This window comes from Leptolyngbya cf. ectocarpi LEGE 11479 (genome assembly GCF_015207065.1).
GTDB classification, from domain to species: Bacteria; Cyanobacteriota; Cyanobacteriia; order Phormidesmidales; family Phormidesmidaceae; genus Leptothoe; species Leptothoe ectocarpi.
In genome coordinates, this window is the sequence record NZ_JADEXP010000012.1 from 1 (window position 1) to 15,081 (window position 15,081).

12 protein-coding genes and 1 pseudogene are annotated in these 15,081 nt (G+C 47.4%); 5 read left to right on the top strand and 8 right to left on the bottom strand.

Translation table 11 applies throughout. The features are described 5' to 3' along the window. Positions 1–135: 135 nt before the first annotated feature. The 3 genes and pseudogenes from IQ260_RS31390 to IQ260_RS02760 form a co-directional block, all read left to right on the top strand. Positions 136–324: pseudogene (locus IQ260_RS31390) on the top strand (effector-associated domain EAD1-containing protein); the annotation flags it as partial. Between the two features lie 9 nt (positions 325–333). Then, entirely contained in the window at positions 334–1,920 is a 1,587-nt protein-coding gene (locus tag IQ260_RS02755) for a poly-gamma-glutamate hydrolase family protein (protein ID WP_265579498.1), read from the top strand. Positions 1,921–1,925: 5 nt separating this feature from the next. Next, entirely contained in the window at positions 1,926–2,486 is a 561-nt protein-coding gene (locus IQ260_RS02760) for a RipA family octameric membrane protein (RefSeq protein ID WP_193990641.1), read from the top strand. A 67-nt stretch (positions 2,487–2,553) separates the two neighbouring features. Here IQ260_RS02760 and IQ260_RS02765 read toward each other — a convergent pair whose 3' ends face one another. Both IQ260_RS02765 and amt read right to left on the bottom strand, forming a co-directional pair. After that, complete coding sequence (locus IQ260_RS02765; protein ID WP_193990643.1) at positions 2,554–2,973, bottom strand: pepsin/retropepsin-like aspartic protease family protein; 420 nt, start codon at positions 2,971–2,973, stop codon at positions 2,554–2,556. 94 nt (positions 2,974–3,067) lie between these two features. Further along, a complete protein-coding gene (gene amt / locus IQ260_RS02770) occupies positions 3,068–5,725 on the bottom strand; it encodes an ammonium transporter (protein ID WP_193990645.1) in 2,658 nt (885 codons plus the stop codon). Between the two features lie 216 nt (positions 5,726–5,941). Here amt and polA point away from each other — a divergent pair, with 216 nt between their 5' ends. Together polA and IQ260_RS02780 are read left to right on the top strand one after the other, a co-directional pair. Then, a complete protein-coding gene (gene polA / locus IQ260_RS02775; protein ID WP_228015437.1) occupies positions 5,942–8,833 on the top strand; it encodes a DNA polymerase I in 2,892 nt (963 codons plus the stop codon). 219 nt (positions 8,834–9,052) lie between these two features. Beyond that, positions 9,053–9,400, top strand: coding sequence for a c-type cytochrome (locus tag IQ260_RS02780; protein WP_193990646.1), 348 nt, complete (start codon positions 9,053–9,055; stop codon positions 9,398–9,400). 92 nt (positions 9,401–9,492) lie between these two features. On the opposite strand, the gene nuoK is transcribed toward IQ260_RS02780, so the two are convergent. The 6 genes from nuoK to IQ260_RS02810 all read right to left on the bottom strand — a co-directional run bounded on the left by nuoK (position 9,493) and on the right by IQ260_RS02810 (position 15,061). Further along, positions 9,493–9,798, bottom strand: coding sequence for an NADH-quinone oxidoreductase subunit NuoK (gene nuoK, locus IQ260_RS02785; RefSeq protein WP_006517218.1), 306 nt, complete (start codon positions 9,796–9,798; stop codon positions 9,493–9,495). Between the two features lie 48 nt (positions 9,799–9,846). Next, positions 9,847–10,455, bottom strand: a complete 609-nt coding sequence (locus tag IQ260_RS02790; protein WP_193990649.1) for an NADH-quinone oxidoreductase subunit J — start codon at positions 10,453–10,455, stop codon at positions 9,847–9,849. Positions 10,456–10,531: 76 nt separating this feature from the next. After that, positions 10,532–11,149, bottom strand: coding sequence for an NAD(P)H-quinone oxidoreductase subunit I (gene ndhI, locus IQ260_RS02795; RefSeq protein ID WP_193990651.1), 618 nt, complete (start codon positions 11,147–11,149; stop codon positions 10,532–10,534). 4 nt (positions 11,150–11,153) lie between these two features. Further along, the gene (gene nuoH / locus IQ260_RS02800; protein ID WP_193990653.1) at positions 11,154–12,272 is read right to left on the bottom strand and encodes an NADH-quinone oxidoreductase subunit NuoH; all 1,119 of its coding nucleotides are present in this window, start codon (positions 12,270–12,272) and stop codon (positions 11,154–11,156) included. Positions 12,273–12,540: 268 nt separating this feature from the next. Beyond that, positions 12,541–13,734, bottom strand: coding sequence for a citrate synthase (locus tag IQ260_RS02805; protein WP_193990655.1), 1,194 nt, complete (start codon positions 13,732–13,734; stop codon positions 12,541–12,543). A 157-nt stretch (positions 13,735–13,891) separates the two neighbouring features. Next, positions 13,892–15,061 (bottom strand): DHH family phosphoesterase, encoded by a 1,170-nt coding sequence (locus IQ260_RS02810; protein ID WP_193990657.1) that lies wholly within the window; start codon positions 15,059–15,061, stop codon positions 13,892–13,894. Between the last annotated feature and the right edge of the window lie 20 nt (positions 15,062–15,081).

A 15,081-nucleotide genomic window follows, 5' to 3' on the forward strand; every position in this document is an offset into this window, starting at 1 on the left:
CCCACTTTTCGTAGTAGACCCGGTATGATGCATGTCATGGCTATTCAGGTGGGTTTGTCTGTTAACAAAACCTTAGTGCCTGAATAGCTTTTCTGGCTATTTCTCTCGCTTTTCTGTCCGGACTATTTTTCAGATGTTACCGATTTAGAGATTTTTATATCTGAACGATTGACTTTCGATCTTCAAAGTATTGTGTCTAGAAGACAAGCATTTAATCAAATTACTTTCTCACTTATTAGATTTGTAGAAGCGCAAGGCTTGACAGATGATTTGATTCAAGCCTTATATCAGGAGTATCCATATAACCGTCAGTTAAGCGAATTTGTTGATGCTTTGAGGAGGAAAAAAGCCTCTTCTTTTCAATATGCTATTTTTGCAATCCACGGAGGCAAAATTCAGCCAGAGACGACGGAGGTTGCTGAGGTTTTAGCCGGGGAGAAGCATAGTTTTTATACCTTTGAAGGACTGAAGCCTGGTTATAATTATCCTCTCTATGTGCCTAGTCACTTGTTCGATGAGCCGCATGCTTTAGAACTTGCTGGTAAAGTCGATACGGTAATATCGATTAATGGTTGCAAAGGTGAAGACTCTTTTATTCGGCTAGGTGGGTTAGATAAAGTTCTACAGAAAAATATGAGGCAGCAGTTATTATCTGCAGGATTTCAGGTATCTGAAACAGCGCCGGAAGGTCACAGGGGCTTAGATCCAAATAATATTTGTAATCGTGGAAAGTCTGGCCAAGGAGTTCAGATAGAGCTGAGTCGTGGTCTGCGCGATCGTCTACCAACAGAAGATGACATCTTTGAACAGTTAGTTAGAGCTTTAAATAGGCCTCTAGAACATGAATTTGATGAACCTCTACGACGAGTTGATAAACCTTCATCTACAGTTGATGTTCTAGTCATTACATCTGCACCAGGTGAGCAAGACGCCCTCTTTAAATGTATAGATTCCTATAAAGAATCTCAATATGAAGCTTCAAGACAGTGGGAGTGTAAACAGCTTGATGATGACACATATTATTGCCGGTATTTTACTTGTGAAAGTGGAGAACGCATTAAGGTCGCTTCATTAGACACCCTAGATCAGGGGATGAACCAGGCTGCCATCTATGCATCAATATTCATTAAGCAGCTTAAGCCCAAGTGTGTAGCTATAGTTGGTATTTGTGCAGGCGATCAAGAACAAGTATATTTAGGGGATATAATCGTTGCCGAAAAGCTTTTTCATGTGAGGCGATTTGGCGATAACAAAACATATAATCTCACCAGTTCTTGGCTAAGAAAGATAAAAGTTTATGATACGGAAAACGATTATCTTGAATGGCAGTCTAATTTGTGTATGACGCGTCCGATTGGGTATAAATATCAGAGCTATTGGCTTTTACATACGCTCCTAATGCATGAAAAAAATGCTCAAGAAAACCCTCATCCAGCTAATCATCCAGACAGAGATAAGCGATGCCCTAACTACAGAGCAGTGGTGAATTATCTAAAAAGTGACAAGTGGGTTGCTTGGGAGGAAAGTCAACTAAGATTAAAACAAGAGGGTAGAAATGTAATTAAGAGAGAGCTAGCTCTAGAAAGGAATAGTATTGCAGACATTCTAAGGCAGGAACGTTCATATCCCAGGGTTTTTATTAGACCTGTTGGAACTGGGGTTGATTTAGTTGAAGAAGAAAACTTTTTCAGAAAGATGAGAGAGGAGCAACGTCAACATTATGTTGCTGCCTACGATATGGAAGGTTATGCTGTTGCAGAGGCAGCCTGGACTGGGAATATCACTAAAATGATTTTTGTTAAGTCTGTATCGGACTTTGCAGGTTCAAAGCGAAGAGATGGACATTTCCGGGAATACGCTTGTAGCGCCTCTGCAACTTTTCTGATTCATTTTCTTAAGCACAATTTTTCTGCTGATTGAAGTTAATGAGAGAAGAATCAGTTCGCAACAATAAGGGCAGAAATCAGCAAATGGATAAGTTGGAATATACGCTATTTAACTTTGAAGACAGTACTACAGATAGAAATATTCCGTTGAATATTTTGCTAGAGCAGTACAAGCTCTATGTAGAAACAATGGAAAAAGTTGTAGCCCGCCGTCAGACTGTCAATAGCTTTTTCCTAGCAGCCAATACATTTTTAATTACATTATCTGGATTCGCAAATGAGCAACTGGGTCTTGAAGGCACAAATAGTCGCTCATTTTCTTTATTAGGTATCTCTATTTCAGGTATTTTATTATCCACAATCTGGCTCAAATTAAGCCGGTCATATGGACTAATGAATGCAGCTAAATTTGAAGTCATCCACGCCCTAGAAAGAAAGCTTCCTGCCGCCTTATTTCTAGGGGAATGGATTGCGTTGGGCGAAGGTAAAGATCCACGAAAATATCAGCCCATGTCTAAAGTCGAATCTAGAGTCACCTGGGTATTTATATACCTGTATATAGCAGTGATTCTGTGGGCTATTTACAATCTAATTTTCTAAGCCTATCTTCAGAAAATTGCTCCGCTAAATATCTATTAGAAGATCATTTGAGATTTGAATACGAGGCCTACAAAACCATCAGGTAAGTATCCTTGCCTGTTTGCGGCAACACCTTAATCTGCTGATTTTGTAAATCCGGCTGTAATCCTAAATCTTCTAACGGAATCAAGCCGAGCAATGGCATTTCGCCCTCAGGTAATTCGACGCAGTTAAAAGTGCCTTTGCGCCCACAGGTTGCTAAGTTAACTTCCTTAAACACTCGCAAAGATTGAACCCCGACAGCAATTCGGGCATCTACCTGCCCCTCAAGAGGCAGCCCCAACTGTCGAACCACGTCCGCAGGTAGGCAAAGCCGACTGGCTCCCGTATCCACGAGCACATCGGTTAACGTCATTGAACGCACCTGGTCGGCGTCAATGAATCCTCGTTCCGCCAGAATCTGATCGATATGGTTGGTAACGGTTAGATCGACTGTAACCTTGCCCATAGAAGATCCTCGGTCTATTGCCTATTGTATCTATCAATTTTGATAAATCTGTCTCTAGAGAATACCCATCAAGGGCACTCAATTCACACTAGACTCACTCGACCAATGGTTGAGATGTGGATCTCTTTGCAACAGCTGACGAACGCGATCGCAACTTCAACTCTTTGGGTAAAACAATCTTAAATTCTGTTCCCTGCCCCAGTACAGAATGACACTGCAGTTCTCCACCATGCTTATCAACAACAATCTGATGACTGATAGCTAAGCCCATCCCCTTTGCCGCACCGACTGGCTTAGTTGTAAAAAATGGATCAAAAATTTGTTGCAGCAGCGCTTTGGGAACGCCCCCACCGTTATCAGAAACAGTCACCGAAACATGCTCTGGTTGCACCTCAGTAACAATCACAATTTCTCCTGACGGGTGAGTATCTAAGGCATCAATCGCATTGGTCAAAATGTTTAAAAATACCTGATTTAATGCTCCTGCGTAGCACTCAATCCTTGGCAAACTACCGTATATCTTGTGCAACCTAATTTCCGGGCGTTGAGCTGTCGCCTTGAATCGATGGGAAAGCACCATCAAGGTATTGTCTAGCCCCTCGTGCAGATTCACAACTTTCACATCTGATTCATCGTAACGGGCAAAGTTTCTCAAAGACTCAACAATATCTCGAATACGATCAGCCCCCGTTTGCATTGAACTGATTAACTGCGGAAAGTCTTTTTTAACAAACTCGATATCGGTCTGATCAAAGTCTGTTTGCGCATCAGGCAACAACTGTATAGATTGCGCCTGGTAGTAGGTCATCAGCTGGAGTAACTCTTCAGTATATTGTTTCGCATGTTCAAGATTGCCATAGATAAATCCCAAGGGATTATTGACTTCATGGGCAATGCCAGCCACCAACTGACCTAAGCTAGCCATTTTTTCGCTTTGCAGTAGCTGGGTTTGAGCCCGTTTTAGCTCATCCATAGCCTGTCTGAGCTGTCCTGCCGTTTTGCGGGCCTCCAGCTCAGACGAAATCAGCGCTGCCTCAGCAGTTTTACGGTCGGTAATGTCCCTCAGCATAATGGTCAAAAATCGTTCAGACCTCAGCTGGGAAGCCGTCGCCGAGATCTCAATGGGAAACTGTCGCCCCCCCTGGTGTACGCCCAAAGCACTATAGACTTCCCCCGTACGACATCCTTGCTCCAAAAACCTCTGCAAGGATTGAAAAGCAGCATCCTGAGTCTGGGCAAAATCTGTACTGACTAAGGTGGTCAGAGGTTGACCAATGACATTCAACCATGGGTACCCAAAAATCATTTCTACAGCTGGATTGGTACTCTGGATGATTAACGTCTGAGGATCAACTGTCATAATGCCGTCCACAGCCGTAATAATAATCGCATTAGTTTTAGCAATAGACCGTTCTAAAGCAGCAACAACCTGGTTATACCAACGGCTGATTTGACCTACTTCTGTCAGTGCGCCAACATCCGCTCGATGCGCCAAGTTACCCGTTTTAGCATGGGCTTGCATAGTGCTAAATAAGTGATGAAGCTCATTGCTCACACCGTGCTCTGATACATTTAGCCCGAGATATTCCTGCTTCCGGGATACCCGTAGGGGAACCCAGCGGTTGAGCGCTAACAGCCCCAGTAAAGCGGTGGTAAAGACCCACACACCACACGCCAAGACTCCCGACAGCTGTACTGTCAACTGTGCCCAACGGCTCAGGCCTGTGCCTAAACGCTCTAAATCACCAAATAAGGCCACAGCCATGGTGCCCCAGATACCTGGGCCTAAATGTACCGAGATGGCTCCAACGACATCGTCAATGTGCAATTTTTCTAATAAAGCGTTACCCCCCATCATCACAAGGCCACCCACACCACCAATCACCAATGCACTGGATAACGATACGGCATGACAATTAGCCGTACTTGCGACAAGACCGGCTAGCACACCATTCATCACCAATTTGAAGGGCACCTTGTGGTGTCGACTCCCTAACATCAAGAGGAGGGGAGCTGTTAAGCCTGCCGCTCCCGAGAAGAGGGTATTCACTAAGATTTTGGGGACTTGATCATTAAAGGCAAAGGTATTGCCGCCGTTGAAGCCTAACCAGCCAGACCACAGCAGCAGCGTCCCTAAAAAGGCCAAAGGAATATCTGAACTGGATGATTGCTGCGTAAAGTCTTGTCGAGAAAAACGTCCTAGACGAGGCCCAATGACGAGTACAGCCGCCAGGGATACCCACCCCCCAACACTGTGAACCACGGTGGAACCCGCAAAATCAATAAACCCTTGTTGCCCAAGCCACCCTGTCTTTAAGCCTTGATCAAGCCCATTCCAGGCCCAATGACCAAACACCGGATAGATAAACCCAGAGACTAACAGGGCAACCCATAGATATCCTCTGAACGTCATGCGCTCCGCCACCGCGCCAGACACAATGGTGACGGAAGTGCTACAAAATATTGCCTGGAAGAAAAAAAAGATGACTGGCCAACTCTCAGGTTGACTAAACTCAGGAAAAAATTGACTGCTCCCCCCAAAACCACCAGCGGACATGCCAAACATGAGGCCATAACCAAAGGCCCAAAACATGATGAGTGACAGGCCCAAGTCTGTAATATTTTTAACTGCAACGTTAATATTGTTTTTGCGCCGGGTGAAGCCAGCCTCTACACACAAAAAACCGGCCTGCATTAACAACACTAGACTGGCACTCACCACCACCCATAGTGCATCTGATACTGATGTCATGGCCACGAAGGGATACGCGTACCACAGCATTCCCCGTAGAAACAGGCATATCGGGAATTATGACCAAGTTTCATGAATTTAGTCATACCATATCTGCCATATGTGCCATATCTGCCATATCTAAGCTGCAAAGGCTATCTCAAGGCCATCTTACGGACGGCCTATCCATACGGCCAAACTACCGCATAATTGAGAAGCTGCGATCGCAATCTTACTTTGAGTTCTGATTTGAGTTCTGACAGACCCACCCTGCTAATCATTGACGGCCATTCCCTGGCGTTTCGTTCCTACTACGCCCACGCCAAAAGCCGGGACGGCGGACTGCGCACATCTAAGGGAATTCCCACCAGTGTGTGCTTTGGCTTTCTCAAGTCCATGAGCGACATGATGGTCGTCGAAAAGCCCGACTATGCAGCCGTCGCCTTTGATCTGGCCCAGCCCACCTTTCGCCACGAAGCCGCAGAAAGTTACAAAGAAGGGCGACCCGAAACACCGGAAGACTTCATTGAGGATGTAGAAAACCTCAAAAAGCTTTTAGCAGGGTTTAAGCTACCCATTCTGACAGAACCGGGGTTTGAAGCCGACGACGTCATCGGTACCCTAGCCGTCAAAGCCGAAAAGGAAGGCTACGCGGTCCGCATCCTCAGCGGCGACCAAGATCTATTTCAGCTGATTGATGATAACGAGCACATCAAGGTACTGCATCTGGGCAGTACTTTTGGTCGCACCAACGGTCTGGCTAAGGAATATGGCATTCAAGAGGTGGCCGAAAAGCTGGGCATCACCCCCGATCAGGTGATCGACTACAAAGCGCTGTGTGGTGATACATCGGACAACATTCCTGGGGTCAGAGGCATCGGTAAAAAAACGGCTGTGAAGCTGCTGCTGGAATACAAGAATCTCGACGGTGTGTATGCAGCCCTGCCGGAGATGAAAGGGGCGGTCAAAAAAAAGCTGGAGACCGGCAAGGATGATGCGGACAAGTCTAAGTATTTAGCCACCATCGTCACTGATATTGACATGGATGTTGAGCTGGCTGATTGCAAACTTGAGGGGTTTGATGAGGGAGCGGTGATTCCGCTGCTGAAAAACCTAGAGTTTCAGCATTTTATTAACCGACTCAGTAAACTGCAGGTCGCCTTTGGCGGTGAGGCAACAGCAGCGCCAAAGAGTTCTTCTGCGTCGGCTAAATTGTTTGAAGATGAGGAAACAGCCTTTTTTACGGCTGAGGAAACGGATGCTGCGATCGCAGTTGAAGACGTCGCAATTCAGCCGCTGATTATCACCACCGCTGGGCAGCTCAAAACACTAGTAGCCAAGCTCAAAACCCAGACGAGCCAACCGGTGGCCTGGGATACGGAAACCACATCCGTCGAGCCGATGGATGCGGACCTGGTGGGCATCGGCTGCTGCTGGGGCGATGGGCCAGAAGACCTGGCGTATATTCCGGTTGGACATAAAGAGGGAGGACAGCTGCCTTTAGCGGATGTCTTAAGTGCGCTCAAGCCCATTTTAGAAAGTGCGGACTATCCGAAATCGCTGCAAAATGCCAAGTATGACCGAGCCGTTCTGAAATGCCAGGGCATTGAGCTAATCGGCGTGGTCTTTGACACCATGCTGGCGAGCTATGTACTCAATCCTGAAAGCAGCCATAATCTAACGGATCTGTCGCTGCGCTATTTAAATCTGGCGGCCCAGAGCTACAGCGATTTGGTGCCCAAGGGTAAAACCATTGCGGATATTGCCATTGATCAAGTAGCCGTTTACTGCGGTGGGGATGTGCATACCACCTATCGACTGGTGCCGATTTTGCAAACAGAGCTGAGTCAGGTGGATGCGATCGCAACGCTCTTCCGCGATATTGAAGTCCCCCTTGAAGCCGTCCTAGCCGACATGGAGTCCACCGGCATTCGCATTGACGAAGCCTATCTCAAACAGTTCTCAGAACGGCTAGAAACCGATCTCTACGAGCTGCAAATTCAAGCCTACGACTTTGCCGGAGAAGAGTTTAACCTCAGCTCCCCTAAACAGCTGAGTGTTTTACTGTTTGAAACCTTAGGGTTAAACAAAAAGAAAACTCGCAAAACCAAAACCGGCTACTCCACCGATGCCACCACCCTGGAAAAACTGCAAGGCGACCATCCTGTCATAGACTGCATTGTCAGCCATCGCATCCTATCTAAGCTGAAATCCACCTATGTAGATGCCCTGCCTAAGCTAGTACGGGCTGACACGGGCCGAGTCCATACCGACTTTAACCAGGCGGTAACTGCCACAGGGCGTCTCTCCTCTTCCAACCCTAACCTGCAAAATATTCCGGTGCGCACCGCCTTTAGCCGCCAAATTCGTCAGGCCTTTCTGCCCCAAGAGGGCTGGCTGTTGGCCGCCGCCGACTACTCCCAAATCGAGCTGCGCATTCTCACCCACCTCAGTGGCGAATCCGTACTCGTAGATGCCTATCGCACCGGTCAGGATGTCCACAGCCTAACTGCCCAGCTGCTGCTAGATAAAGACGAGATTTCCTCAGACGAACGCCGCATGGGTAAAATCATCAACTTTGGCGTTATCTATGGCATGGGAGCGGTGCGCTTTGCTCGGGAAATGGGAGTTAGCCGTACGGAAGCCAAGTCCTTTATCGATAAATTTAACGAACGTTACTCCCGAGTATTTGAGTATTTGCAGCAGATGCAGCGAGAAGCCATCGCCCATGGCTATGTGGAAACTATCCTGGGACGGCGACGTTATTTCAACTTTTCCAGCAACAGTTTGAGACCACTCAAAGGTAAGGCACCGGATGAGATTCAGCTGGATAAACTCAAACCCGGTGGCTATGACGCTGGCCTACTCAGGGCAGCCGCGAATGCCCCCATCCAGGGCTCCAGTGCTGACATCATCAAAATCGCGATGATCCAGCTCCATAAATTGCTCAAGGACTATCAAGCCAGGCTGCTGCTTCAGGTCCATGACGAACTTATTTTTGAGATTCCCCCCGAGGAATGGCCCGAACTAGAGCAAAAGATTACCGATACTATGGAATCCGTGGTGAAGCTGTCGGTCCCTCTAAAAGTTGAAATCAACGCCGGGAAAAACTGGATGGATGCAAAATAATCGCCGCTCAACCGCCAGACTAAAAGCAATACCACCCTGCCCCTTACAGGATGGTTAGCACAGCGTTCATCTAAACAACCGACATTACAAAAACGTAAGATCTGCCCGCTGTCTTTGGTGGTGGCCACACGCCTATTTATTATGAATGTTAGTAAGCATTGGTATTAGTGAGCCTATCCCTGACCAAAGCGCTCTAGTTCGTTGAGAGAAGTAACCAAAATGAAAACTATTTTGACCACAGTTCTGGTACTGTTTGCCAGTGTGATGCTTGCGATGCCAGCCTATGCAGGCGATATAGCAGCAGGGAAACGAGTCTTTGACAATAACTGCGCCACCTGCCATCTGGGCGGTGACAACGCGGTAGTATCGTCTCAGACCTTAAAACAGGAAGCACTGGAACAGTATTTATTTAACTACGGCACAGAGCATAATGTTGAGGCCATTGTTTACCAGGTAGCCAATGGTAGAGGAGCAATGCCCGCGTTTCAAGGGCAACTCAGTAACAAGGACATTGTCAACGTTGCAGCCTATGTAAAAGATCAATCTGAAAGTGGTTGGCCAGAGTAAGGAAATGAAGACTGACTAAATCAGCGATAAATAATCAAAGCGCCTCGATCATGCATGATCGAGGCGCTTTTTGATCTCAAGGCAGGGGGATTTTACCACTTCAGCAAGTTAAACTGCTCCATATCCACGGTGTCACGGTTGCGGTAGATCGACAGTACAATTGCCAAACCAACAGCCGCTTCAGCCGCTGCAATCGTAATCACAAAAACGGCAAACACTTGGCCCTTAATTTCTGCGGGATCTAAATAATTAGAAAATGCCATCAAATTTAGATTGACGGCATTTAGCATCAGCTCAATGGACATCAGCACCCGAATCACATTACGGCTAGTCACAAGACCGTAAATACCTACGCAAAAAAGCGCAGCGGCAAGAATCAAAAAGTATTCTAGTTGCATAGTTGACTCAACGGTTTCTTAGATAACTTGACGCAGGAATTATTGTTGCTAACTGTCTTGAGGATCGCTACCAGCAGGAACTAGCTCACGAGGCCGCTCTCTTAATGTCAGAACCTTTTGTTCGTCAGCTGGCTCTTCATCCGGCACATATTCACGACGAGCTAGGATAATGGCCCCCACTAAAGCCATCAGCAGTAGCACCGAGGCTAGCTCAAAGGGCAGTAAAAAGTCGCTAAAGAAGTGCTGACCAATAATCTCGATAGCAGCTTCACCAGCGGCCGCCGCAGATGACAACTGCCATGGCGTGACTAGGACCATCGAACTCAGCAAAGCAAATAGGCCCAGACAGACAGCCCCGGTGGCAGCCTTACCAATCCATGCATTGGATACGGGCTTAAAATCTTCCCGTTTATTCACCAGCATGATACCGAACAGGATCAAAATATTAACGGCTCCCACATAGACCAGGACCTGAGCAGCCGCAACAAAGCCTGCATTAAGCAAAATATAAAGACCTGAGATGCTGATAAATACCATCCCCAGCAAAAAAGCCGAGTAGACAATATTAGAGAGCAGCACGACTCCTAGCGCCGCCGATAACATAAAAACACCTAGGATGCCTGTCGAAACAAGTTGTACGCCTTCTGCTAAGTTCACCGCTACTCCGATTTTGTAGACTGTTGTGGAATTGGATGGCCTTTGACACGTTTTCAAACTAGCCGCTTTACCCAGGTCAATCGCTGGTTGACTCTGTGGACTTGGGTTTAGAAGCTTCCAGTTCTGCCAAGATTTCTTGGGGTAGTTTACCAGCGCGACGGGATCCTTCGGGCAGATCATGGGGATCCATCACCCCTTTAGGCAGGTAAGCCAGCTCACGCAGGGGAGTCACCATCGGATCATCAGTGACCTTGTAGGGTAAACGACCCAGGGCGACATTATCGTAATTGAGTTCATGGCGATCGTAGGCAGCCAACTCATACTCTTCGGTCATGGAGAGACAGTTGGTCGGGCAGTACTCTACACAGTTGCCACAAAAAATACAGACGCCAAAGTCAATGCTGTAGTGGTCTAATGTCTTTTTCTTACTGGCTTTATCAAACGTCCAGTCCACGACTGGAAGATTAATGGGGCAGACCCGGACACAGACTTCGCAGGCAATACACTTATCGAACTCAAAGTGAATCCGACCCCGATAACGCTCTGATGGAATCAGCTTTTCGTAGGGATATTGAACGGTGACAGGACGGCGTTGCATGTGATCAAAGGTAACCGACAGGCCCTGTCCAATATATTTGGCGGCTTGGACGGTTTCTTTGGCGTAGTCACCAACCTGCTTTAAAAAGTTGAGCATTGTTTTACCCTCCAAACGCAAATGGAAATGCGAGCTTGAGTGCCGCTGTGAGCAGTAGATTAACCAAGGCGACTGGCAATAAAAACTTCCAGCCCAAATCAAGCAGCTGGTCAATCCGCACACGGGGTACAGTCCAGCGTATCAGTACAGCCAGAAAGACTAGAAGATAAGCTTTGATTAGGGTCATCACAATCCCCAAGCCTGCCGTAATGACCTGCAGCCAAGGAGTCGTTTCACTAATGCCTAGGCCATCAGTAATCACCCCAATCGGTATGGGAAAACTCCAGCCTCCCAGATATAGCACCGACACCAACATGGCTGACAACACCAAGTTAACGTAGGAGCCCACATAGAATAGACCGAACTTCATGCCGGTATATTCAGTTTGGTATCCAGCAACGATCTCTTCCTCAGCTTCTGGCAAGTCAAACGGTAAGCGTTCGCACTCTGCCAAGGCTGCAATCCAGAAAAGGACAAATCCAACGGGCTGCCGCCAGATATTCCAGCTGAGGATGCCATAACCGGCTTGCTGATTGACAATATCGACGGTACTGAGACTGTTGGACATCATCACAATGGCCAGCACAGCCAATGCCAGTGGAATTTCATAGCTGATGGACTGGGCTGTGGCGCGCAGCCCCCCCAGCAACGAGTACTTATTATTGGATGAGTAGCCGGCCATCAGTAAGCCGATGGGTGTAACGCTCGAAAGCGCAATCCACAGGAAAATACCGATGCCTAAGTCGGTAATCACCATGTTTTGCCCAAAGGGCACCACTAGGTAAGACACAAATACTGGAATCACGACCAATGCAGGCCCTAACGTAAACAGGATAGGGTCTGCTTGGGCTGGGTTAATGTCTTCTTTGAAAATCAGCTTGATGCCGTCAGCGGTTGCCTGCAGGGCTCCCAGTGGACCAATGTATTCAGGACCAATGCGCTGCTGAGCGGCGGCTGATATTTTTCGCTCTAACCAAACGGCAATAAAAATACTGACTGTAGCGGCTATCAGTATTAGCAGCATTGGTAGCGGCATCCAAACCAATTTTGCTAAGGAGGGGGGTAACCCCAATGAAACCAAGATTTGAATAAAGCTCTCTTGCAGGTCGATTCCAGAACTCATACCTAGCGTATATAGAAGGATCGGGAGCCCATGGGCCAATTTCCCTAATGATTCTAACGCTTAATATGTCTTCAACGGCGAAATACCTAGGAGTAACAATAGGAATTGCTGCTTATGGCCATAGAGAAACAGTAAGACAGATAAAAACCCCCCCTGATATGCATCAAGGGGGGCTGGAGTTCCTGAAAATCGTCACTGTTGTTAGTGTCGTTGGATTTTTCAGTATTGACAAGAGGGGTGATGCCCATCAGGTGGGGTCAATCCGGATTTATACGGATCCATTTTGCAGGGATGCTGGAGGCTGAGCCTTTTTATCCCAAAGATGTATACGCTCCGAAACACTGGTATAGGTCTGCTCATGGGGGCCAGTATAAATTTGTGTCGGTCGGAAAATTCGATTTTCGGCGAGCTGCTCTTTCCAGTGGGCTAGCCATCCGGCCACTCGTGCGATCGCAAATATCGGTGTAAATAAATCTGTCGGAATCCCTAATTTCCGATAGAGCAATCCAGAGTAAAAGTCTACGTTCGGGTACACCCCCTTGGGACCTAGGCGTTCGGTGACAGCGGCTTCGAGTTCTAGTGCGATCGCATAGTACTCATCTTGGCCAAACTTATCAAACAGCTGCTCTGCCAGCCGTTGCAAAATCACAGCTCGGGGATCCTTAACCTTATAGACCCGGTGACCAAAACCCATAATTTTGGCTTTACGCGCCATGCGTTCTTCCACAAAGGGACGGACATTTTCCACCGAGCCAATTTCCTCAAGCATCGCGATCACTTCTTCATTGGCTCCACCGTGGAGTGGCCCTGCCAGGGTACCTACTGCTGACGCTACCACCGCATAGGGATCTGTCAATGTGGAAGCAGTCACCATGGCTGAAAATGTCGATGCATTGATCGTGTGTTCAGCATGGAGGGTAAGACACACATCAAAAATACGGGCTGATAATGGATCTGGCACCTCTTCATTCAGCATGTATAAAAAGTTGGCAGCATAGTCAAGATCGTCCCGAGGCTGAACCGGGTCATTTCCCTTACGAATCAGCTTAAATGCTGCCACCATTGTGGGAATCTTCGCCAGTAATCGCACAACCGCCGCCTGAATATAGACAGGATCTTCCAAGGCTCGACGAGAATAAAACAGACCTAAAGCCGCTGCACAAGCCTGCAGCGCATCCATGGGATGACCGCTTTCAGGAAAGCACTTCATCATGTCGCGAATGCGATACTTCAACCGCCGATGATGCTGAATTTCGTCTTTAAATGCATCCAGCTCCTGCTTGGTCGGCAGCCCGCCCCAAATCAATAAATAGGCTGTCTCTAAAAAAGTGCTCTTCTGAGCTAATTCTTCAATACGAATGCCTCGGTACTCTAAAATTCCTTTCTGACCATTTACATAGCTAATGCTCGATTCTGTGGCAGGAATTCCCTCTAAACCAGGGCGATATTCGCATAGAGTCATCGTTGATCGTCCTATCGCTGTTCTCTTTGTTCTCTAAGGATATCGACAAGTGGCCTCTTGCGAAGTTTTCCCATAACCTCAGACATGCCTTTATGAGAAAAAATGTGCTGAGTCAAGCCGGGAGCATTGTCAGAACTGAACACACCTATCCAACGTTCTAATCCGTATTAATGACTCCATCACCTGGGTTGATCAGCTTTAATAGCTTTTTCTTGATCTGCACATCAAAAACCTCCCACTTCAGGCGATTGTAATCACCGTTCTCGTAGAATCCTGACAAAAAGCCCACAGGTACTTCAAATCCTCCGGCCATAGAACGCCCCCCGCCAAAAAAGCGTCCCTGCTCGTCTTGGCCAAACGCCTCTTTTAGAAAATCATCAGGATCGAGGGTGATTTTACTGGTACGCAATGAACCAATCACCACTTCACGTTCATCATCTTCGTCATGCACAATGCCGTACACCACAGAGGTGTGAACATCTTCTTCAGTCAGCAAAAAATCTGTAGCTTGGGGAATTGCATCGCGGTCTTCATAGCGCAGATAGCCCACCCCGGCAATCGACACACTGTTTTGAATTTTGCGGTTTCGTAGCGAACGCTCAATCACATCCATGGCCCGCTTTGAACGTGAGGCTTGCAGAATAGCACTTAGCAATTGCGCATCACAATATTGGCTCAGGTAGGCTGCCGCCAAAAAGTCCGCTTCGGTCGCCTGCATCAGCTGCCCCGTGTCTGAGCGTAAACCATGCATCAAAGCCGTGGCACATTTAACATGCTTGCTGTTGCTCCGATCTAGATCCAACAGCCCCGCCTGGAGATACTGGGTCAAGATTGTGGCCGTCGCCCGCGCATCGGGACGAATATCCGTAAACTCTGCTTTGGATTTCTCTTGCAGCTTATGGTGATCAATGACTACCAGCAAAGGAATATCAGCCGCATTCACCCGTTCCAACAGCTGGCTAGTAGTCCCCTGGGTATCCACTAATACGTAGCCCGCATATTCAGCCAAATCTGGAGGTTTTTGACTTAACCAACGTTTGGCAGGCAAGTTTGTAAGCTTAACTAACGCTATATTTTCTTGATGACTCAGCGTACCTGAATAGAAAATATCGCAGTCCACATCGTAACCCGCTGCAATCAACTGATAGGTCCAGGCAGAGGATAGGGCATCGGGATCGGGAAAATCCTGCAGTAAAACCAACTGTCGACTACCGGCATGGGCACTGAGTAAATGCCGTAGGGAAGCAGCGGGGCCATCGCTCAAATCCATATTTGACCGGTAACTTGTCTGATTGGAAGATTTAAGCAATGCGTCTTGGGATGCCATGCGCCAATAAAGATTTAGAT